The following is a 19,961-nucleotide window of genomic DNA, read 5'->3' as shown; positions in this document are numbered from 1 at the left end:
CGTGAATCCGAAGCGGATCCTTGTGGTGGGTGCCGGGCACGTCGGTCTTTACGCCGCCCTGCGCCTGTCGAAGAAGCTCAGCTCCCGTGAGGCTGAGGTCATCGTCGTGGACCCCCAGCCGCACATGACCTACCAGCCGTTCCTGCCCGAGGCTGCGGCGGGCAACATCTCCCCGCGGCACTCCGTGGTGCCGCTGCGGCGGGAGTTGCGCCGGTGCAAGGTGGTGGCCGGCACGGTCACCCGCATCGAGCACGAACGCAAGGTGGCCACCGTGCAGCCGATCATCGGCCCGGCCCGGGAGATCGCGTACGACCACGTGATCGTGGCGCCGGGCTCGGTGTCCCGGACGCTGCCGATCCCCGGCCTGCACGAGCAGGGCATCGGGTTCAAGACCATCGGTGAGGCGATCTACCTCCGCAACCACGTCCTGGACCGGCTGGACGTCGCAGCCGTCACCCCGGACCCGGACGTCCGCCGCTCGGCGCTGACCTTCACCTTCGTCGGCGGTGGGTACGCCGGCATCGAGGCGCTCGCCGAGATGGAGGACATGGCCCGCGACGCGCTGCGCTACTACCCGGAGCTGAAGCCGGAGGACATGCGCTGGGTGCTCGTCGAGGCGACCCAGCGGGTGCTGCCCGAGGTGGACCGGGACATGGGCGCCTACACGGTGCAGCAGTTGCTCAAGCGGAACATGGACATCCGGCTGGACACCCGGCTGGAGTCCTGCGTCGACGGCGTGGTCAAGCTGTCCGACGGTGACAGCTTCCGCTCGGACACGATCGTCTGGACCGCAGGCGTGAAGCCGTCGCCGATGCTCGACGCCACGGACTTCCCGCGTGACGAGCGCCGACGGGTCACCTGCATCCCCACCCTCCAGGTGGTCGACGGTGACCGGGTGATCGAGGGTGCGTGGAGTGCTGGCGACTGTGCCGCGGTGCCCGACCTCACGAAGGAGCCGGGCAACTTCTGCTCGCCGAGCGCCCAGCACGCGGTGCGCCAGGCGGCGCGGATGGCCGACAACATCGCGAACGTGATCCGGGGTCGCGAGCCGGTCAACTACAAGCACAAGCACGTCGGCAGCGTGGCGAGCCTCGGCCTGCACAAGGGCGTCGCCCAGGTGTACGGCATCAAGATGACCGGCTGGCCGGCGTGGTTCATGCACCGTACGTACCACATGAGCCGGATCCCGTCGTTCAACCGCAAGGTCCGGGTCGTGGTCGACTGGTCGCTGGCGTTCTTCCTCAAGCGCGAGGTGGTCGCCCTTGGCCAGCTGCACGACCCGCGCGAGGAGTTCGTCGAGGCCTCCCAGCCGGTGGGTGCCCCGCGCGTCTGATCCGATCGAACGACGAGGGCCCTGCCGTGTCGGCGGGGCCCTTCGCCGTCTCCGGTCAGACTTGCCAGGTCCAGGCGTCGGCGATCCGGGTGGACGGGCCGTAGAGCTGCTCCAGGGTCGCCTTCAGACTCTCCGCGTGCGGGGCGTCGTCGGCCAATGCCACGCAGGACGCGCCCCAGAAGTCGGCGTCCCGCGCGGCCTGTCGGCGCTGCTCGTCGCCGATGGCCGGCTGGTCTCCACGCCGTGCGACGTCCGCCAGCAGAGCAGAGGTGGGCTGCTTGAAGGTGCCCATCGCGGCGGTGCCGCCCCGCCCGTACGGGCCGATGAAGAACCCCTCGGGCATCCCGAAACCGGCGTCGGCGGCGGCCGCCCAGCGCATCGGCCACGGGTCCTTCGGCGTGGGCAGCGGCACCGGGACCAGCACCCCACCCGGTTTCACGCACTGCCGCCACCCCCCGCCGGTGATGAACTCCGGAACGGCGGGCCGCTCGGCGGTCGGCAGCGGCGTCGGGAAGATCGGCAGCAGCGCCGCGACCACTGCCAGCGGCACGAACCGTCGGACCCGACCGGTGCTGCCCAACGCCCGGTCGACCGCGAGGACGAGCAGCGTCGCGACGATCGGCAGGACCGCCAGGCCGAACCGCATGGGCAGCGCGCCGTCCACCACGGGCAGCCCGGCGAGCAGGGCGTACGGGCCGGGCAGCGCGGTGCGGGTGCCGCCGAGCACCACCTCCGGGCCGAGCGACAGGGCCGTCATGACGAGTCCACCGGCGACGCAGGCCAGCACCAGCCGCCGTCGCCCCGCCCAGCAGGCGCAGGCCACGGCCGCCAGCAGCAGTGGCCACCCGAGGAAGGTGTTGTACTCGGCCGGGCCGGTGGTGAGCCGCGCGGACTCGTCGCTGCCGAGCACCGACAGTGGGGAGACCGTCCACCAGCTGCTCAGGTCGGCGGAGAAGTACGCGGGGCTGAACATGCCGTCGGCGACGCCCTGCGGCCCGGCGAACTGGAACCACAGCGGGTAGCCGAGCACGAGCAGCGCCAGTCCGGCGGCGACCGCCAGCCCGGCGGCGAAGTTGGGCAACGCCCGCCGTGCCAGGTCCCGGTCCGTCACCGCGTAGCTGACCGCCATCACGAAGAGTGTGATGGCGGCGAGGAACAGCACCTCCTCGCCGACGAAGACCTGCACGGTGATCGCGGCGGCCAGTCCGGCCGCGGAGGTGAGGACCCGCCGTCGGTCCGGCCCGGCGAGCGTCGTCGCCCCCGAGTCGGACGCCCGCAGCAGCCGGACCACCAGCCAGACGATCACCGGCACCAGCCACTGGGCGGTCATGTGCAGGTGACTGTTGGTCTGCGACACCATCCCGGGGCCGAACCCGCACAGCCCGCCGCCGAGCGCGGCGGCGAGCCGGCGGGCACGCAGGGTCCGGTGGAACAGCAGATACCAGGCGAGCGCGGTGCCCGCCAGGTTGGCGGCGGCCAGCAGGGCGAAGGTGACCGGGGCGCCGAACAGGAGGGTGACCGGCGCGCAGACGACGCCCAGCGCGATGACGGTCGTGTTGGCCATCAGGTTGACCCCGTCCGGGGCGTTGAGCCGGTCGGTGAGCAGGCTGAAGTCGCCGAGCAGCGCTCGCGCGTCGATGGCCAGGAACCACTCGTACAGGGCCTGGTCCTCCGGGTTGAGCGCGAGCGTGCGCCCGCCCGGGTCGGGCCACAGCCCGTGGGTGAGCCAGCCGGCCAGCAGCACGAACAGCAGGACGACCGGCAGGTCCGCCCGACGGCGACGGACGGCAGCCACCAGCCGGACGGCCAGGGGCCGGCGGTTGGCCTGATCGGCGAGGCGCAGGGCCTGCTCAGGCGCGGCGTCGGGGGCCGTGGGGGCTGCGCTGCTCACGGCATCGACCCTAATGTGGCAAGCCCGTCGGGGTACGTCGGGTCGCCGCAGACCCGCTACGGTGACATTGCACCGCGCGTGTCGACGCGCCGGTGCCACCCGCCCGGGTGGTGGAACGGCAGACACGGCCGCCTTAAAAGCGGCTGCCGCAAGGCGTGCGGGTTCGACCCCCGCCCCGGGCACCAGTCGACTCGGTACGCATCCTCATTCGTGATCACCGGGACTTGGCTGCGCCGTTTACTCTTGGAGGGCACGTTCACGTGCAAACGACCCCCTGAGGGAGGCCAGACAGTGAAGACCTCGAACCCGGTGCTCGCCCGGCTCGGCCAGGCGGCCGAGCGGGAGCGCTCCGCCGGGTACGCCCCGGCCGGGCCGTACGGACAGCCCGGCATTCCCCAGCAGTACCCCTCCCAGGCCGGTTACCCGGCCGCTCCGCCGACCGTCGCACCCATGACTGTCGACGACGTGGTCGTCAAGACGGTCGCCCTGCTCGGCATCCTCGGCATCACCGCCGCGGCGGCCTGGGTGCTCGTGCCCGACGCGCTGGTCAGCACCGCCTGGATCGGCGCGGCGGTGGTCGGCCTGGTCCTCGGCTTGATCATTTCGTTCTCCCGGATGGCCAACCCGGCGCTCGTCATCGCGTACGCGGTCGTCGAGGGTGTTTTCGTCGGCATGGTCAGCAAGGCGTTCGAGACGCTCTACGACGGCATCGTGCTCCAGGCCGCCGTGGCGAGCTTCGGCATCTTCTTCCTGATGGCGATGCTCTACAAGGCGAAGGTCATCCGGGCCACCCCGGCCTTCGTCAAGGGCATGATCGCGGCGATGGTCGGTCTCTTCGCCGTCATGATGATCAACCTGGTGCTGGCGCTGTTCGGCGTCAACACGGGCCTGCGCGACGGCAGCCCGCTGGCCATCGGCTTCAGCCTGGTCTGCATCGTGGTCGCGTCGCTGAGCTTCGTGCTCAGCTTCAAGGAGATCGAGGACGGCGTCCGGATGGGCCTGCCGCAGCGCTACTCCTGGGTGGCCGCGTTCGGCATCCTGGTCAGCCTGGTCTGGCTCTACATCGAGATCCTGCGCCTGCTGAGCTACTTCCAGGGCGACGACTGACCTCGTCCGCACTGTCGACCGGCGCCCGCTCCCGCCTCTGGTGGGGGCGGGCGCCGTCGTCCGCGCCGTTTGCCCGCCGCCGCCGGTCCGCCCGGGGCAGAGTGACTGCGAGGGGTACGCGGGCGAAGGAGGCGGCGGTGCGCAGCAACAACCCGGTGCTCAACCGGCTGGACGAGACCGGCCGGTTGGAGTCCCGGGTGCTCGGCTCCCGCGACGTCGAGCCGATGACCGTCGACGACGTGGTGGTCCGTACCGTCGGGTTGCTGCTCGTCACAGGGGTGGCCGCCGCGGTGTCCTGGATGGTGATCCCCGACGCGGTGTGGCTGGGTGCCGCGCTGGCCGGCAGCGCCCTGGCGTCGATCGCGCTGGTCCTCGTCATCTCCCTGCGCCGGATCACCAACCCGGTGCCGATCGTCGGCTACGCCCTTCTCCAAGGGCTGCTGCTGGGGGTGGCCAGCCGGACCTTCGAACAGGTCTATCCGGGCATCGTGGTGCAGGCGGTGGCCGGCACCTTCGGTGTCTTCATCGGCATGGCGGCGCTCTACCGGGCCCGGATCATCCGGGCGACGCCCCGGCTGGCCCGTCTGGTGATCGGGACACTGCTCGGAATCGCCGTGCTCAGCGTCGTCAACCTGGTGTCGTATCTGATCTCGGGACGGCCGGGGCTGGAGGTCTACAGCGCCAGCGGGCAGGTCGGCTGGCTGCCGTACGCCTTCTCGGTGGTGGCGATCATCGCCGGGGCGTTCAGCTTCATCCTCGACTTCGACCTCGTCGAGCGCTCGGTGCGCGACGGCCGACCCCGCCGGTACGCGTGGCTGAGCGCTTTCGGGCTGCTCACCGGGCTGGTGTTCCTGTACTGGCAGTTGCTGCGGCTGATCAGCTACCTGCGTCGCTGAGCGGGCCGGCCCGGTGTGACAAGTGCCGGCCGTAGACTCGGCGCCGATGAGCGCAACGGAGTTGGATCAGACCGTACGCCTGCTGGTCGGCCAGGTCGGGCACTGGGAGCAGCCACGCTGGGCGGCGACCGCGACCACGGGCAACGTGCCCCGCGCCGACCTGGTGCACCGGCTGGTGCAGGAGGTCGCCAACCTGGCCGCCGACGCCGAGGGTCAGCCGCGCCGGGTGGTGCCGCGGCTCGACAACGACCTGGCCCTGCCCGACCAGCTGCGGGTGGTGACGGCCGACCTGCTGGCCGCCCGGCCCGGCGACGAGGTACTGGCGCGGGCCGCCGCCGAGGTGGCGGCGACCCGCGGCGCGCTCTGAGAACAGCTCAGCTCAGCCGCTCCAGCACCATGGCCATGCCCTGTCCGCCGCCGACGCACATGGTCTCCAGGCCGATGGTCTTGTCGTGCCACTCCAACGCGTTGAGCAGCGTGCCGGTGATCCGGGCGCCGGTCATGCCGAACGGGTGGCCGACGGCGATCGCGCCGCCCATCACGTTCAGCTTCTCCTCCGGGATGCCCAACTGGCGGTAGGAGGGGATGACCTGCGCCGCGAACGCCTCGTTGATCTCCACGAGGTCGACGTCGTCGATGGTCATGCCGGCCCGCTTCAGCGCCTGCCGGGACGCCTCGACCGGCCCGAGGCCCATGATCTCCGGCGAGAGGGCGGTGACGCCCGTCGAGACGATCCGGGCCAGCGGGGTCAGCCCCAGCTCCTCGGCCCGCTGGGCGCTCATCACGACCACTGCGGCGGCGCCGTCGTTCAGCGGGCAGCAGTTGCCGGCGGTGATCCGGCCGTCCGGGCGGAACACCGGCTTCAGCCCGGCGACCGCGTCCAGGGTGACGCCGGCGCGCGGGCCGTCGTCGGTGCTCACCACAGTGCCGTCCGGCGTGGTGACCGGGGTGATCTCCCGGGCCCAGAAACCGTCGGCGATGGCCTTCTCGGCGAGGTTCTGACTGCGGACGCCGAACTCGTCCATGTCGGCGCGGGTCACGTCGTACACCTGGGCCAGGTTCTCGGCGGTCTGCCCCATGGTCAGGTAGATGTCCGGCAGCTCGCCGGCCTCGCGCGGGTCGGTCCACACCTCGGCGCCGCCCTGCGCGCGACGCTTCGAGCGCTCGGCGGCCTCCGCGAAGCGCGGGTTCTCCCAGCCGCCGCCGACCAGGGCCTGCGCCTCCGGCGGTAGACCGTCGGAGCTGCCCCGCGCGTACCGGGAGACCATCTCCACACCTGCGGAGACGAAGACGTCCCCCTCGCCGGCGCGGATCGCGTGCAGGGCCATCCGGGTGGTCTGCAACGAGGACGCGCAGTAGCGGGTCAGCGTGGCGCCGGGCACGGTGTCGAGCCCGAGCAGGGTGGCCACCACGCGGGCCATGTTGAAGCCCTGCTCACCGCCGGGCAGGCCACACCCGAGGTAGATGTCGTCGATGGTGGTCGGGTCGAGCTGGGGGATTTTGTCCAGTGCGGCCTGGACGATTGTCGCGGCGAGGTCGTCGGAGCGGACGTCGCGCAGGGACCCCTTGTGCGCCCGGCCGATGGGGGAGCGGGCGGTGGCGACGATGACGGCGTCGCGGGACGACTCAATCGGCATGGACCAACGTTAACCGGTCGGTAACATGGCGGGAAGAAGCGAGCGCGGCGGGAAATGTCACCCCGCCCCGGGCCTAACGCCGGGAGGCGACCGCGGCCGCCGCCGCGATGGCGGGCAGCAGCGCGTGCGCCCACACCCGGTAGCCGTCGGCCGAGGGGTGGAAACCGTCGTGGCAGAGCGTCCCCGCGTCGGCCCGGAACACCGGCCCGGTCTCGGTGGCCAGGTCGACCACGCTGCCGCCGGCGTCCAGCACGGCAGTGGTCTGCGCGCGTGCCATCCGCCGGCCGGACCAGCCGATGACGTGGCGCAGCGGTGGGGCGATGGCTCGTACCGCGCCGAGATCGGGGCACGTGCCCACCACCACCTCGACCCGCGCCTCGCGCAGCCGGTGCACCGCCGACCCCAGGTACGCCGCCGCGTCGGCGGGCCGGCGCATCGCTGTGGCGTCGTTCGCGCCGATCAGGATCAACGCCACGTCGGGCCGCTCACCGAGCAGGGCACGGGCCACCTGGGTGGCCAGGTCCGTCGAGCGGGAACCGGAGACTCCTACGCTGGACAGGTGCACCCGGCGGCCGGCCGGACCCTCGGCGAGCAGATGGGCCAACTGACCGCCGATGGTGTCCTCCAGGCGGTCCACGCCCACGCCCAGGGCCGACGAGTCGCCGAGCAGCACCAGCCGCAGCGGCGGCGCGCCGGCCCGGCCGATCGTGGCACGCAACGCCAGCCCCAGCTCCGGCTGGGCGTACCGCCGGTGACGGGCGACGAACGCCTCACCGGCCAGGACGGCGGCGCCGCCCACCGTGCCGGCGAGCAGCGAGAGTGCCGCCGCCCGCCCCACTCGGCCGGGGAGGCCGGCGGTCACGTCCCGCCCGCTGCGCTCGTTCATGCGAGTCCCTCCACTGTCGAGGTGTCCGGGGCGGAGCCGCGCTGCGGCACCGCGCCGACACCGAAGAACGCCCGGCGGCGCAACTGCGCCCACCGACCGGCCGGTCCTCGGTCGTGGCCCCGGACCTGGGTGCCGCTGACCTCGGTGCCGGCGTGCCGGGCCGCCTCCTGCGCGGCCTCAGGCAGCGACCGTACGCCCTCGCCGCGCGCCTGTGTAGCCCGTCGTTCCGGCCTCGCGCCGAGTGCCGAGAGCATCGTCGGCAGGAGTGCGGCGGCGGCCATCGCGTACCCCTCGGCGGAGGGATGGAACCGGTCCCAGGCGAACATCCGGGCCGGCTCGGCGGCGAACCGGGGACCGAGCAGGTCACCGAGGGAGACGGTCCAGCCGCCGGCCTCGACCACCGCCACCGTCTGGGCGGCGGCGAGCTGGCGGCTCCAGCGGTGCGCCAGCCAGCGCAGCGGCGGCTGGATCGGCCGGATCGCGCCCAGGTCGGGGCAGGTGCCGACGACCACCTCGCACCCCGCCTCGCGCAGGGTGCGCACCGCCTCGACCAGGTAACGCACGGCCAGCCCGCGAGGCGTGCGGTTGGTGATGTCGTTGCCGCCGATGAGGATCACCGCGATGTCCGGCTGGTGCTCCAGCGCGGCCTCCACCTGGTGGCGCAGCGCCGACGAGATGGCACCTACCACCGCGAAGCGATGCAGTTGCACAGGTCGGTGCAGCCGACGCGAGAGGCCTGTGGCGAGCAGCGCGCCAGGCGTTTCCCGGCGGCGGTGCACCCCGTAGCCGGCCGCCGACGAGTCGCCGAGCACGACCATGGTGAGCGCGGGGCCGGGGAACTTCGCGCCGTACACCCCGTCGCAGCGCGGCGGCGGCGCCTCGGCCATCGGGATGGTGCGCCGGGCCTGCCGGGCCTGGCCGAGCAGCACCCCGCCGGTCGCCATCGCCGCCGCCGCGGCGGCGCCCGTTCCGATGGCCGCCAGGCGGGCGACCCGCCGGGCTTGTCGCCAGCGCGGGCCAACGGGTACGACGAAACCAGCCACCCCCATACAGCGACATTATCGCGCCGGCCCGACACGCCGCTGTCGTCGTGACGGCACCCGGGTGCCTGGAAAGCGACGCGACGGGGTACCAGTACGGGGGTGGCCGGCCGACTTGCGCCGACCCGCCACGCTGATCCGGCGGAGAGGAGCGCGACGATGGGGAAGACACTCAAGCGCAGCGCGGCGTTCACGGCACTGGCCCGGGCACTGGCCGCCGGGGCGCGCGGTGGCCCGTCGCTGGGCACCCGGTTGGCGGCGCTGCCCCGGATGATCAGGGCCACGACCAGGGGCGAGTACGACGGTGGCCTCCGGTTGGCCCTGATGACGGCGGCGACGGCGTACATCGTCTCGCCTATCGACCTGCTGCCGGAGATCCCGCTGGCGATCTTCGGGCTGGCCGACGACGCCGTCATGATCACCTGGTTGGCCGGCAGCGTGCTCGCCGAGACCGACCGTTTCCTGGAGTGGGAGGCCCGACGCAGCTCGGTCATCCCCGGGGGCCTGGTGCCCTGACGGCACGTACGCTGGGCGGCGAGGAAACGTCTGCCCGGCCGCCGTCGCCGGCGCCGCAACGAAGGGCACACCGTGCAGTACTACGACAACGTCGTCGACATGATCGGCAACACCCCGCTGGTACGTCTGCGTAACGTCACCGAGGGCATCCAGGCCACCGTGCTCGCCAAGGTGGAGTACGTGAACCCGGGCGGCTCGGTGAAGGACCGGATCGCGCTGCGGATGGTCGAGGACGCCGAGGCCGCCGGCCTGCTCAAGCCGGGTGGCACCATCGTCGAGCCGACCAGCGGCAACACCGGAGTGGGGTTGGCCCTGGTGGCCCAGCTCAAGGGCTACCGGTGCGTCTTCGTCTGCCCCGACAAGGTCAGCCAGGACAAGCAGGACGTGCTGCGGGCGTACGGCGCCGAGGTGGTGGTCTGCCCGACAGCTGTCGCACCTGAGGACCCGCGCTCGTACTACAACGTCTCCGACCGGCTGACCCGGGAGATCCCCGGCGCCTGGAAGCCGAACCAGTACAGCAACCCGGCCAACCCGCGTTCGCACTACGAGACCACCGGTCCGGAGCTGTGGAAGCAGACCGAGGGCGGGCTCACCCACTTCGTGACAGGTGTCGGCACCGGCGGCACGATCTCCGGCATCGGCCGGTACCTGAAGGAGGCGTCCGAGGGCCGGGTGAAGGTCATCGGGGCCGACCCGGAGGGCTCGGTGTACTCCGGCGGCACCGGCCGCCCGTACCTGGTGGAGGGCGTCGGCGAGGATTTCTGGCCGGAGACGTACGACAGGGACGTGGCCGACGAGATCGTCGAGGTGTCGGACAAGGCGTCTTTCGAGATGACCAGGCGGCTGGCCCGCGAGGAGGGGCTGCTGGTCGGCGGCTCCTGCGGGATGGCAGTGGTCGCCGCGCTGGAGGTGGCCCGCAAGGCCGGTCCGGACGACGTGATCGTGGTGCTGCTGCCGGACGGCGGCCGGGGCTACCTGTCGAAGATCTTCAACGACTCGTGGATGGCCCGGTACGGCTTCCTCGACAACTCCGGCGCGGAGCCGACGGTGGCCGACGCGCTGGCCAGCAAGCCGGGCGGGCTCCCGGAGCTGGTGCACGTGCACCCGACCGAGACGGTCCGCGACGCGATCGACTACATGCGCGAGTACGGCGTCTCGCAGCTGCCGGTCCTCAAGGCCGAGCCGCCAGTGGTGACCGGTGAGGTCGCCGGCTCGATCGCCGAGCGGGATCTGCTCGACGCGCTGTTCACCGGTCAGGCCCACCTGCACGACACCATCGAGCGGCACATGGGCGACCCGCTGCCGATGATCGGTGGGGGTCAGCCGGTCAGCGAGGCGGTCGGCCTGCTGGAGAAGTCCGACGCGGCGCTGGTCCTGGTCGACGGCAAGCCCAAGGGCGTCCTGACCCGCCAGGACCTCCTGTCCCACCTCGGCGCCCACTGAGTCCCGTCCCGGTGCTCCGCCTCCGGGCGGGGCACCGGGCACCGGCGTGGGCGGGGACCACTCAGAGCGGGCGGGCGTAGCGCAGTTGCAGGGTCCGGGCCGTGCCGATGTGCTCCTCGCGCTTCGCGCCCGTGGGGGTCCAGCCGCCGCGCTCGTAGAACGCACGGGCGTGCGCATTGTCCTGGAGCACCCAGAGCACCGCGCGTCGCCAGCCCTGCGCCCGCATGGCGTCCAGGGCGTCCACCATCAGGGCGCGGCCGGTGCCCCGGCCCTGTTCACCCGGGTCGAGGTGGATCGCGTTGAGCAGCCCGGTGGCCGGGTCGTCCTCGTCGTCCGGGCCCAGGTGGCTGAACCCGACCAACCTCCCGGCCCGTTCGGCCACTGTCATCCGGTGGGTGTCCCGCTCCCACTGCCACCGCTCGACCCAGTACCGCCCCATCGCCTCCGGCGTCGGGTCGGCCAGCGCCCCGGCCGGCAGGAACGAGGAGTACGCGGCGACCCGGGAACGCTGGTGCAGGGCACCCACCCCCATCAGGTCGTCACCGGTCGCGGGACGGAGCGTGACGGTCATCCGGCCGAGGGTACCCGGCGCGGCGGCACCTGCACCGTCGTCAGGTCCTCGGCGATGATCAGCTCACCGTCGAAGTGGGCCCGCGCCTCGTCGTGGAACCGGCGCGGGTCGGGGTACCGCTGAGAGAAGTGGGTGAGCACCAGCCGGCGTACCCCGGACTCGGTAGCCACCCGGGCGGCCTGCGCCGCGGTCAGGTGCCCGACCTCGGCGGCCAACGCGGCCTCCGACTCCAGGAACGTCGACTCGACGACCAGCAGGTCGGCGTGCTCGGCGAGGGCGTACACGCCGTCGCAGAGGCCGGTGTCCATCACGAAGGCGAACCGCTGCCCCGGCCGGGGCACGCTCACCTCGTCCCGGGTGACGCGACGCCCGTCGAGGTCGAGGTGCCCGACGCGGATCAGCTCGCCGACGGCCGGCCCCGCGATGCCGTACGCGGCAAGCTTCTCCGGCAGCATCCGGTGCCCGTCCGGCTCGACCAGCCGGTAGCCGTACGTCTCGATGGGGTGCCGCAGCCGGCGGGCCTCCAGAAAGCCGCAGCTCAGCGCGATCCGCTGCCCGTCGGCCTCGATCGGGGTCACCGCCAGCTCGGCCGTCTCGTAGAAGGAGGTGGCGTGCCGCAGGCGGGCGAAGTACTCCGCGCCGCCGGCCGGGAAGTGCACGGCCACCGGGTGCGCCACCCGGTCCAGGGAGAGCCGCTGGATGGTGCCCGGCAGCCCCAGGCAGTGGTCGCCGTGGAAGTGGGTGACACAGATCCGGGTCAGGTCGGTGGCGGTGACAGTGGTGTGCAGGAGCTGCCGCTGGCTGCCCTCGCCCGGGTCGAAGAGGATCACCTCGTCGTCCCAGCGCAGCACGTACCCGTTGTGGTTGCGCAGCCGCGTCGGCGCCTGGCTGGCCGTCCCCAGCACCACCAACTCGCGCATCGACATCGACGGGCCTCTTCCGGATATGAAGCGACCCCCGGGGCGCTCCGCGCTGTCGCGCGGGCCGGCTGGACTGGGCCGGCGCCCCGGGGGTCGGGTGGCTGCCTGGAATTCGCCGCACCGCTGCCACACGGTCTCGACGATGGTGCAGGTTGCCCGCCTGTCGGCGGACCGATCACTGTCGAGGACAGCGGCTAGCTGACAGCCACCTCACGAGTCCGATTGCTATACAAGTCTGGACCACCTCCTTTCACGTGTACCGCCACGCTATCGAGTTCCCGGCGGGCTCGGCAACGGATTTCGATCACAGGGCCGAACGGGAATGCCCGGCCACCCTCTCGGTGGCCGGGCATTCGAGGTCGTGCGGGCGTACGGCGGTCAGCCGGCGGTACGGGCCACGCCGACCGGGCAGCTCAGCCCGTTCGGGCCGTGGTTGCAGTACCCGTTCGGGTTCTTCGTCGGCGCCAGGTACTGCTGGTGGTAGTCCTCGGCGAAGTAGTAGTCACCGAGCGGGGCGATCTCCGTGGTGATCTCACCCTTGCCGGCGCGCGTCACGATCGGCTGGAACGCGTCCCGGGACGACTCCGCGATGGCCCGCTGCTCGTCGGTCGTCGTGTAGATCGCCGACCGGTACTGGGTGCCCACGTCGTTGCCCTGACGCATGCCCTGGGTCGGGTCGTGGTTCTCCCAGAAGACCTTCAGCAGGTCCTCGTACGTGATCTTGCTCGGGTCGTAGACCACCTGGACGACCTCGGCGTGCCCGGTCCGACCGGAACACGTCTCCTCGTAGGTCGGGTTCTTCGTGATGCCACCGGCGTAGCCGGCGGAGGTGGTGTACACGCCGGGCAGCGTCCAGAACAGCCGCTCGGCGCCCCAGAAACAGCCCATCCCGAACACGGCCACCTGAAGGCCCTCAGGGAAGGGCCCCTTGAGCGGGGTGCCCAGGACCTCGTGCCGGTCGGCGACAGGCATGGCGATCGGGCGGCCCGGCAGGGCCTGGTCGGGCGAGACCATCTCGGCGTTCATACGGCGCAGGAACACGGTGGGACTCCTCTCGTACCTCTCCCAGCGTGTAACACAGGTGGGTACGGCTTCCTTACCCGCGTGGGTGTGACTCAGGCCCCTGCCGGCAGGGCGGCGGCGATCCGGTCGGCGTGGGCCCGGGCCTCGGCGTCGTCGTCGTACCGGGTGCGCGGCCAGAAGAAGCCGCGCAGCCCGTCACCCTTCGTCCGCGGCACCACGTGGGTGTGCAGGTGCGGCACCGACTGGGACACCTTGTTGTTCATCGCCACGAACGTCCCACCGGCGCCCATACCGGTCTCCACCGCCACGGCCAGCCGCCGGACCAGCGCGAAGTAGCCGGGCAGCAGCTCGGCCGGCAGCTCGGCCAGGGTCACCAGATGCACCCGCGGCACGACCAGCACGTGCCCCTTGAACACCGGCCGCGTGTCCAGGAAGGCCACCCCGTCCGGCTCGTCGGCGACCCGGAACGCCGGCACCGCACCCGCCACGATCTCGCAGAACACACACCCGCTCATCGGCCCAGGCTATGCCGACCACCCGGGTCCGCCACGCCCCGCCGGGCGGGGCACTAGCCTCACCAGAATGAGTCACGGCTTCGAGACGCTCGCCATCCACGCCGGTCAGGACCCTGAGGCCCGCACCGGCGCGGTGATTCCACCGATCTATCAGACCAGCACGTACGCCCAGGACGCCGTCGGCGCGCCCCGGCTCGGCTACGAGTACAGCCGCTCCGGCAACCCGACCCGTGACGCCCTCCAGGAGTGCCTCGCGGCGCTGGAGGGTGGGCCTGTCGGTCTCGCCTTCGCCAGCGGCCTGGCCGCCGAGGACACCCTGTTGCGGGCCGTCTGCCAACCCGGCGACCACGTGATCATCCCGGACGACGCGTACGGCGGCACGTACCGGCTCTTCGCCCGGGTCGCCCAGCGCTGGGGGCTGGAGTTCACCCCGGCCAAGGTCTCCGACCCGGCCGCGATCCGGGCCGCCGTGCAGCCCGGCCGCACGAAGATCGTCTGGGTGGAGACGCCCACCAACCCGCTGCTCGGCATCGCGGACATCGCCGCCCTGGCCGCCGTGGCGCACGACGCGGGCGCGCTGCTGGTCGTCGACAACACCTTCGCCTCGCCGTACCTTCAGCAGCCGATCGCCTTCGGCGCCGACGTCGTGGTGCACTCGACCACGAAGTACGTCGGCGGGCACTCCGACGTGGTGGGCGGCGCGCTCGTCGTCGCCGACGCCGCGCTCGGCGAGGAGCTGCGCTACCACCAGAACGCGATGGGTGCGATCAACGGCCCGTTCGACGCCTGGCTCACCCTGCGCGGCATCAAGACCCTCGGGGTACGGATGGACAGGCACTGCGACAACGCCGAACGCCTCGCCGCGTACCTCGACGGGCACGCCAAGGTGTCCGAGGTGATCTATCCCGGGCTGCCCTCGCACCCCGGCCACGAGGTCGCCGCGAAGCAGATGCGCCGCTTCGGCGGCATGATCTCGTTCCGCGCCTCCGGCGGCGAGGAACACGCCGTGGAGATCTGCAACCGCACCAAGCTCTTCGTGCTCGCCGAGTCGCTCGGCGGCGTGGAATCCCTGATCGAGCACCCGGGCCGGATGACACACGCAAGTGCTGCCGGCTCGCCGCTTGAAGTTCCCGGCGATCTCGTGCGACTGTCTGTCGGCATCGAGACGGTCGACGACCTGCTCGCCGATCTGGAGCAGGCACTGGGCTGACCGCTGGGGAGGATGGCCGTGCAGGACATCATGGCGACCTGGGTCGGAGCGACCGCCAAGCAGATCGCCCGGGGGGTGCGCCGGGGCGACGTCTCGGCCACCCAGGTCGTCGCCGACCACCTCGAGCACATCGCCTCGGCCGACCGCGAACTGACCGCGTTCCGCGTCGTTCGCGGCGGCGAGGCGATCACCGAGGCGGAGAAGGTCGACGAGCAGGAAGACCTGGCCAACCTGCCCCTCGCCGGGGTGCCGGTGGCGGTCAAGGAGAACACCCCGGTCGCGGGGCTGCCCACCTGGAACGGGTCGGCCGCCGCGCGTACCGACGTCGCGGAGGCCGACCACGAGGTGGTCCGCCGGCTGCGCGGCGCCGGTGCGGTGATCCTGGGCGTGACCCGGATGCCGGAGCTGGGCCTGTGGGCGCTCACCGACGACGGCAGCGCGGTGACGCGCAATCCGTGGGACAGCTCCCGTACCCCCGGCGGTTCCTCAGGCGGCGCGGCCGCTGCGGTGGCGGCCGGCCTGGTGCCGATCGCGCACGGCAACGACGGGCTCGGTTCGATCCGGATCCCCGCCGCCTGCTGCGGCCTGGTCGGGCTCAAGCCGGGCCGGGGCGTGGTGCCCTGCCAGCTCGGCGCGGACGACTGGTTCGGTCTCACCGAGCACGGAATGCTGACAAGCACCGTCGCCGACGCGGCGGTCGGCTTCTCGGTGCTCGCCGGACGGCGGCCGGAGAAGCTGGTCCCCCCGCAGCGGCTGCGGGTGGGCGTCTCGCTGCGCTCCCCGGTGCGGGGAGTGTCGCCGGACGCGCCGAACCGCGACGCGGTCGCCGCCGCCGGCCGGCTGCTCGCCGCCGCCGGGCACGACACCGTGCCGGCCGACCCCGTCTACCCCACCGCGCTCGGTTTGCAGGGCATCGCCACCTGGCTCGCCGCCGCGGCAGCCGACGTACGGGCCGCCGGCCTGGACCGACGCGGCCTGCAGCGGCGTACCCGTCGACACGTCGCGCTGGGCGAGTGGGCGCAGCGCCGCGGGTACGTCCGGGAGGCCGATCGGGCGGCGTGGCGGGAGCGGTCCGTCGACTTCTTCACCGACCACTCGGTCGACCTGCTGCTCACCCCGGCACTGGCCACCGCGCCGCCGGAGGCCGCGCGCTGGTCCGACCGGTCCTGGCGGGCCAACATGGCCGCCAACATCAGGTACGCCCCGTACGCGGCGCCGTGGAACATCGCAGGCCTGCCCGCGATCGTCGTGCCGGTGGGCCGCCGCCCGGACGGCCTGCCGGTGGCCGTGCAACTGGTCGGTCCGCCCGGCTCGGAGCTGCTGCTGCTCGGCGTGGCCGGTCAGTTCGAGATGGCCGCTCCGTGGTCGCGCCACGCCCCCGGTTACCCCCGGGTCGGCACGGGGTCGCCGGCCACCGCTTGATCGTCGAGCCGGTCGCTCCCGGTGTCGCCGACGGCGGCGCCGGGGGCGGGTGGCACGATCGGGGCATGACGGAACTGGTCGGCCTCGACGACGTGCGGGCTGCGCGGAAACTGCTCGACGGCGTCATCCGGACCACCCCGCTGGAGCCGTCCCGGCCGTTGAGCGCGCAACTGGGCGGGCCGACGTGGCTCAAGTGCGAGAACGTGCAGCGGGCCGGCTCGTACAAGGTGCGCGGCGCGTACGTGCGGATCTCCCGGTTGTCCGCGGACGAGCGGGAACGCGGTGTCGTCGCGGCGAGCGCCGGCAACCACGCGCAGGGCGTGGCTCTCGCGGCCGGCCTGGTCGGTACGCACGCGACTGTCTTCATGCCGGTCAACGCGCCGCTGCCGAAGGTCGCCGCCACGAAGGGGTACGGGGCGCAGGTCGAGTTGGCAGGCAACACCGTCGACGAGGCGCTCGTCGCCGCCCAGACGTACGCCGAGCGGACCGGCGCGGTGCTGATCCACCCGTTCGACCATCGGGACGTGATCGCCGGGCAGGGGACTGTGGCGCTGGAGATCCTCGAACAGTGCCCGGAGGTGAAGACCATCATCACCGGTGTGGGTGGCGGCGGCCTGATCTCGGGCATGGCCGTGGCGGCCAAGGCGCTGCGGCCGGACATCCGGATCGTCGGCGTCCAGGCGGCAGGTGCGGCGGCCTTCCCGCCCTCTCTGGTGGCCGGGCAGCCCGTCCGGCTGCCCGCCTTCGCGACGATCGCGGACGGCATCGCGGTGGGCCGGCCCGGCGAGATCACCTTCCACCACGTCCGCGAGCTGGTCGACGAGATCGTCACCGTCACCGAGGAGGACATCTCCCGGGCGCTGCTGTGCCTGTTGGAGCGGGGCAAGCAGGTCGTCGAGCCGGCCGGCGCGGTAGGCGTGGCCGCGCTGCTGGCCGGTGTCGTGGAGGTGGAGACACCTGTGGTCGCGGTGCTCTCCGGCGGGAACATCGACCCGCTGCTGATGATGCGGGTGATCGAGCACGGCCTGGCCGCCGCGGGCCGCTACCTGCGGGTGACGGTGCGCTGCTCGGACCGGCCGGGGCAACTGGCCTCGCTGCTCAGCCAGATCGCCGAGCACCGGGCCAACGTGGTGGACGTGGAGCACCAGCGCGCCAACCCGCACCTGGGCCTCGGCGAGGTGGAGGTGGCGCTGTCGGTGGAGACGCGGGGTGTCGAGCACTCGGACACGCTGATCAGCGCGCTGCGGGCCAGCGGCTACCAGGTGGTCTTCGCCGCCGAGGCGTGACACCCGTGGGTGTCACGCCTCGGCTGCGGTGTCTCAGCGAGCGCCGGCGTCAGCCGGAGAACGGCTCGAAGCTGACCACTGTCACCTTGATGTCGGCGCCGCTGGGTGCCGTGTAGGTGCAGGTCTGCCCGGCCCGGCCGCCCAGGATCGCCTTGCCGAGCGCGGACTCGGGGCTGTAGACGGTCAGGTCGGTGGTGGCCGCGATCTCCCGGGAACCGAGCAGGAACGTCTCGGTGTCGTCGGTGTCGTCGTCGAAGTAGATCGTCACGACCATGCCGGGCGACACGACATCCGCCGTCGGCGCCTCGCCGACCTTGGCGGTGCGCAGCAGCTCCTTCAGGTAGAGGATGCGCCCCTCGGCCTTGCCCTGCTCCTCACGGGCGGCGTGGTAGCCGCCGTTCTCCCGCAGGTCGCCCTCCTCGCGCCGCGCGTTGATCTCGGCTGCGATCGCGGGGCGGTTGGCGATGTGCTCGTCGAGCTCGGCCTGGAGGCGGTCGTACGCGTCCTGGGACAGCCAGGTGGCGGGCGCCTCGTTGCCAGTGGACACAGGCGGTCTCCTCAGTTGTGCGTGGCTGGCTGACAGGTGAACTACCAAGTTACCAGTGCCGTACGACACAGCGTGTCGGCCATCACCGGCGGTGCCCGTGTGCAGCACCCCGGGTGAGCGGCCTCTGCCACGCCGCGAGAGCGACGTCTTCCCAGCTCAGGCCGGGGGTCGACAGCGCAGTACCTCGCCGATGAACGGCCGTGCGGTGGTGGCGAGGCGGTGCCTGGTGGTGACGTGCCTGTCGCCCGGGGCCGCAGTCACTGTGACCTCCTCGCGGGCCACCTCTGCACCGGCGCGGTCGCGGGCGCGCAGCACACACACCGCCGAGCCGCCCGACGGCACGGTCACCCGGAAGTCGACACGCACCTGGCTGTCGGTGATGTCGGTGTACGTGATCACCTGCGCGTCGTACACCGGGTCGCCGTACTGCTTGTAGAGGCGTACCGAGATCAGCGTCAGCGACGCCGCCAGCACCAGGAGGGCCAGCGTGGCCAGCAGCGTACGGCGGGTCCTGCCGCCCGGTTCGCGGCGGCGGCCGTAGCGCCCGGCGGGAAAAACCGGCGCGCCCGGTGAAATTGTGGCGTGCGTCTCGGTCACCGGCGGGTATCTCCTGGCGTTGTTGTCGGCGGCATCGGCAAGAATGACAGAGTCCATCCTCCCAGCCCGGCTCAGCGGCAGGAACGGCAGGTCGGGCCCCGCGCGGTGCGGCCGGCGGCGGAGTGTGGAGGATCCCCGGCAGGTCAAGCCGGTCGAGTCCGGTCGGGTCCACCGTCCGGCACAGACGAGGAGCGCCGAAGTTGGCAGAGCAACTGCGTCTCATGGCCGTCCACGCGCACCCGGACGACGAATCGAGCAAGGGTGCGGCGACAATGGCGAAGTACGTCGCCGAAGGGGTGGACGTCCTGGTCGTGACGTGCACCGGCGGTGAGCGCGGCAGCGTGCTCAACCCCAAGCTCGACAGGCCCGACGTGTGGGCCAACATCGCCGACATCCGGCGCGCCGAGATGGACGCCGCGCGGGCGATCCTCGGCGTCGACCAGGCCTGGCTCGGCTTCGTCGACTCGGGGCTGCCCGAGGGCGACCCGCTGCCGCCGCTGCCCGAGGGTTGCTTCGCCCTCCAGGACGTCGAGGTGGCCGCCGGGCCGCTGGTGCGGCTGATGCGCGAGTTCCGTCCGCACGTGGTCACCACGTACGACGAGGAGGGTGGCTACCCGCACCCCGACCACATCATGTGCCACAAGGTCAGCGTGGCCGCCTTCGAGGCCGCCGGCGACCCGGAGCGCTACCCGGAGCTGGGTGCCCCGTGGCAGCCGCTGAAGCTCTACTACGACATCGGCTTCTCCAAGGCCAAGATCATGGCCTTGCACGAGGGCATGCTCGCCGCAGGCCGGGAGTCGCCGTACGAGGACTGGCTCAAGCGCTGGGAGGACCGCCCGGACAAGGGCCCCCGGATCACCACCCGGGTGGAGTGCGCCGACTACTTCCCGGTCCGCGACGACGCGCTGCGCGCCCACGCCACCCAGGTCGACCCGGACGGCTTCTGGTTCCAGGTGCCGATGGAGTTGCAGCAGGGAGCCTGGCCCACTGAGGACTTCGAGCTGGCCCGATCGATGGTGGACAGCCCGATGCCCGAGTCCGACCTCTTCGCAGGTGTGCGGGAGACGGCGCACGCGCGCTGACTAACCGCGGCGCTACCCTGGTAACCAACCGCACATCGG

The 19,961-nt window shown here is 72.2% G+C and carries 20 protein-coding genes and 1 tRNA gene; 11 read left to right on the top strand and 10 right to left on the bottom strand.

The annotated features are described in order from the left end of the window. The first annotated feature begins 1 nt into the window (after position 1). Positions 2 to 1,333, top strand: a complete 1,332-nt coding sequence (locus AB0N27_RS13320) for an NAD(P)/FAD-dependent oxidoreductase (RefSeq protein WP_364367942.1) — start codon at positions 2 to 4, stop codon at positions 1,331 to 1,333. A gap of 55 nt (positions 1,334 to 1,388) precedes the next feature. Here the strand turns inward: AB0N27_RS13320 and AB0N27_RS13315 are convergent, their stop codons facing one another. Then, the gene (locus AB0N27_RS13315; protein WP_364367940.1) at positions 1,389 to 3,224 is read right to left on the bottom strand and encodes a hypothetical protein; all 1,836 of its coding nucleotides are present in this window, start codon (positions 3,222 to 3,224) and stop codon (positions 1,389 to 1,391) included. A 101-nt stretch (positions 3,225 to 3,325) separates the two neighbouring features. Here AB0N27_RS13315 and AB0N27_RS13310 point away from each other — a divergent pair. From AB0N27_RS13310 to AB0N27_RS13295, 4 genes are all read left to right on the top strand, one after another. Next, positions 3,326 to 3,409, top strand: a tRNA-Leu gene (locus AB0N27_RS13310). A gap of 106 nt (positions 3,410 to 3,515) precedes the next feature. Beyond that, positions 3,516 to 4,331: a Bax inhibitor-1/YccA family protein gene (locus AB0N27_RS13305; protein ID WP_364367937.1), complete on the top strand. Its 816-nt coding sequence runs from the start codon at positions 3,516 to 3,518 to the stop codon at positions 4,329 to 4,331. Positions 4,332 to 4,468: 137 nt separating this feature from the next. Beyond that, positions 4,469 to 5,227 (top strand): Bax inhibitor-1/YccA family protein, encoded by a 759-nt coding sequence (locus AB0N27_RS13300; RefSeq protein ID WP_364367934.1) that lies wholly within the window; start codon positions 4,469 to 4,471, stop codon positions 5,225 to 5,227. Between the two features lie 46 nt (positions 5,228 to 5,273). Next, positions 5,274 to 5,594, top strand: coding sequence for a hypothetical protein (locus AB0N27_RS13295; RefSeq protein ID WP_364367931.1), 321 nt, complete (start codon positions 5,274 to 5,276; stop codon positions 5,592 to 5,594). Between the two features lie 7 nt (positions 5,595 to 5,601). Here the strand turns inward: AB0N27_RS13295 and AB0N27_RS13290 are convergent, their stop codons facing one another. From AB0N27_RS13290 to AB0N27_RS13280, 3 genes are all read right to left on the bottom strand, one after another. Then, positions 5,602 to 6,864, bottom strand: coding sequence for an acetyl-CoA C-acetyltransferase (locus AB0N27_RS13290; protein ID WP_364367928.1), 1,263 nt, complete (start codon positions 6,862 to 6,864; stop codon positions 5,602 to 5,604). 73 nt (positions 6,865 to 6,937) lie between these two features. Continuing rightward, positions 6,938 to 7,750, bottom strand: a complete 813-nt coding sequence (locus AB0N27_RS13285; protein WP_364367925.1) for an SGNH/GDSL hydrolase family protein — start codon at positions 7,748 to 7,750, stop codon at positions 6,938 to 6,940. Next, positions 7,747 to 8,799, bottom strand: coding sequence for an SGNH/GDSL hydrolase family protein (locus AB0N27_RS13280; RefSeq protein ID WP_364367922.1), 1,053 nt, complete (start codon positions 8,797 to 8,799; stop codon positions 7,747 to 7,749). The genes AB0N27_RS13285 and AB0N27_RS13280 overlap by 4 nt, the downstream gene beginning before the upstream one ends. 150 nt (positions 8,800 to 8,949) lie before the next feature. Here AB0N27_RS13280 and AB0N27_RS13275 point away from each other — a divergent pair, with 150 nt between their 5' ends. Both AB0N27_RS13275 and AB0N27_RS13270 read left to right on the top strand, forming a co-directional pair. Next, positions 8,950 to 9,306, top strand: a complete 357-nt coding sequence (locus tag AB0N27_RS13275; protein ID WP_139584153.1) for a YkvA family protein — start codon at positions 8,950 to 8,952, stop codon at positions 9,304 to 9,306. A 72-nt stretch (positions 9,307 to 9,378) separates the two neighbouring features. Continuing rightward, a complete protein-coding gene (locus AB0N27_RS13270) occupies positions 9,379 to 10,749 on the top strand; it encodes a cystathionine beta-synthase (protein WP_364367919.1) in 1,371 nt (456 codons plus the stop codon). A gap of 61 nt (positions 10,750 to 10,810) precedes the next feature. On the opposite strand, the gene AB0N27_RS13265 is transcribed toward AB0N27_RS13270, so the two are convergent. The 4 genes from AB0N27_RS13265 to AB0N27_RS13250 all read right to left on the bottom strand — a co-directional run bounded on the left by AB0N27_RS13265 (position 10,811) and on the right by AB0N27_RS13250 (position 13,778). Next, positions 10,811 to 11,320 carry a GNAT family N-acetyltransferase gene (locus AB0N27_RS13265; protein ID WP_364367916.1) on the bottom strand — a complete coding sequence of 170 codons (510 nt, stop codon included), beginning with the start codon at positions 11,318 to 11,320 and terminating at the stop codon, positions 10,811 to 10,813. Beyond that, a complete protein-coding gene (locus tag AB0N27_RS13260; RefSeq protein ID WP_364367913.1) occupies positions 11,317 to 12,246 on the bottom strand; it encodes a ribonuclease Z in 930 nt (309 codons plus the stop codon). Before AB0N27_RS13260 ends, AB0N27_RS13265 begins: the two co-directional genes overlap by 4 nt. Before the next feature lie 372 nt (positions 12,247 to 12,618). After that, positions 12,619 to 13,281 carry a peptide-methionine (S)-S-oxide reductase MsrA gene (gene msrA / locus AB0N27_RS13255; protein ID WP_364367910.1) on the bottom strand — a complete coding sequence of 221 codons (663 nt, stop codon included), beginning with the start codon at positions 13,279 to 13,281 and terminating at the stop codon, positions 12,619 to 12,621. A gap of 74 nt (positions 13,282 to 13,355) precedes the next feature. Next, entirely contained in the window at positions 13,356 to 13,778 is a 423-nt protein-coding gene (locus AB0N27_RS13250) for an HIT family protein (RefSeq protein ID WP_364367907.1), read from the bottom strand. 67 nt (positions 13,779 to 13,845) lie between these two features. Between AB0N27_RS13250 and AB0N27_RS13245 the strand changes: the two genes are divergently transcribed. The 3 genes from AB0N27_RS13245 (at position 13,846) to ilvA (ending at position 17,696) form a co-directional block, all read left to right on the top strand. Continuing rightward, on the top strand, positions 13,846 to 14,988 hold the full coding sequence (locus AB0N27_RS13245) for a cystathionine gamma-synthase (RefSeq protein WP_364367904.1): 1,143 nt from the start codon (positions 13,846 to 13,848) through the stop codon (positions 14,986 to 14,988). 12 nt (positions 14,989 to 15,000) lie between these two features. After that, entirely contained in the window at positions 15,001 to 16,410 is a 1,410-nt protein-coding gene (locus AB0N27_RS13240; protein WP_364367901.1) for an amidase family protein, read from the top strand. A 65-nt stretch (positions 16,411 to 16,475) separates the two neighbouring features. Beyond that, positions 16,476 to 17,696: a threonine ammonia-lyase gene (ilvA, locus tag AB0N27_RS13235; RefSeq protein WP_364367898.1), complete on the top strand. Its 1,221-nt coding sequence runs from the start codon at positions 16,476 to 16,478 to the stop codon at positions 17,694 to 17,696. 49 nt (positions 17,697 to 17,745) lie between these two features. Here the strand turns inward: ilvA and greA are convergent, their stop codons facing one another. Both greA and AB0N27_RS13225 read right to left on the bottom strand, forming a co-directional pair. After that, positions 17,746 to 18,243, bottom strand: coding sequence for a transcription elongation factor GreA (greA, locus tag AB0N27_RS13230; protein ID WP_364367895.1), 498 nt, complete (start codon positions 18,241 to 18,243; stop codon positions 17,746 to 17,748). Between the two features lie 156 nt (positions 18,244 to 18,399). After that, positions 18,400 to 18,840: a DUF4307 domain-containing protein gene (locus AB0N27_RS13225; protein WP_364370667.1), complete on the bottom strand. Its 441-nt coding sequence runs from the start codon at positions 18,838 to 18,840 to the stop codon at positions 18,400 to 18,402. Positions 18,841 to 19,040: 200 nt separating this feature from the next. Here AB0N27_RS13225 and mca point away from each other — a divergent pair, with 200 nt between their 5' ends. Then, entirely contained in the window at positions 19,041 to 19,922 is an 882-nt protein-coding gene (mca, locus tag AB0N27_RS13220) for a mycothiol conjugate amidase Mca (protein WP_364367892.1), read from the top strand. Positions 19,923 to 19,961 lie beyond the last annotated feature (39 nt).

The organism is Micromonospora sp. NPDC093244, assembly GCF_040683695.1.
Classification (GTDB): domain Bacteria; phylum Actinomycetota; class Actinomycetes; order Mycobacteriales; family Micromonosporaceae; genus Micromonospora.
Note: the sequence above shows the minus strand (reverse complement) of the source record. Positions and strands in the feature narration are given on the sequence as shown.

Bases quoted from the DNA above. Each gene is read 5' to 3' on its own strand.
- AB0N27_RS13295 (WP_364367931.1), top strand. From the start codon at position 5,274: ATGAGCGCAACGGAGTTGGATCAGACCGTACGCCTGCTGGTCGGCCAG.
- AB0N27_RS13290 (WP_364367928.1), bottom strand. From the start codon at position 6,864: ATGCCGATTGAGTCGTCCCGCGACGCCGTCATCGTCGCCACCGCCCGC.
- AB0N27_RS13285 (WP_364367925.1), bottom strand. From the start codon at position 7,750: ATGAACGAGCGCAGCGGGCGGGACGTGACCGCCGGCCTCCCCGGCCGA.
- AB0N27_RS13280 (WP_364367922.1), bottom strand. From the start codon at position 8,799: ATGGGGGTGGCTGGTTTCGTCGTACCCGTTGGCCCGCGCTGGCGACAA.
- AB0N27_RS13275 (WP_139584153.1), top strand. From the start codon at position 8,950: ATGGGGAAGACACTCAAGCGCAGCGCGGCGTTCACGGCACTGGCCCGG.
- AB0N27_RS13265 (WP_364367916.1), bottom strand. From the start codon at position 11,320: ATGACCGTCACGCTCCGTCCCGCGACCGGTGACGACCTGATGGGGGTG.
- AB0N27_RS13260 (WP_364367913.1), bottom strand. From the start codon at position 12,246: ATGTCGATGCGCGAGTTGGTGGTGCTGGGGACGGCCAGCCAGGCGCCG.
- AB0N27_RS13250 (WP_364367907.1), bottom strand. From the start codon at position 13,778: ATGAGCGGGTGTGTGTTCTGCGAGATCGTGGCGGGTGCGGTGCCGGCG.
- AB0N27_RS13245 (WP_364367904.1), top strand. From the start codon at position 13,846: ATGAGTCACGGCTTCGAGACGCTCGCCATCCACGCCGGTCAGGACCCT.
- AB0N27_RS13240 (WP_364367901.1), top strand. From the start codon at position 15,001: ATGGCCGTGCAGGACATCATGGCGACCTGGGTCGGAGCGACCGCCAAG.
- ilvA (WP_364367898.1), top strand. From the start codon at position 16,476: ATGACGGAACTGGTCGGCCTCGACGACGTGCGGGCTGCGCGGAAACTG.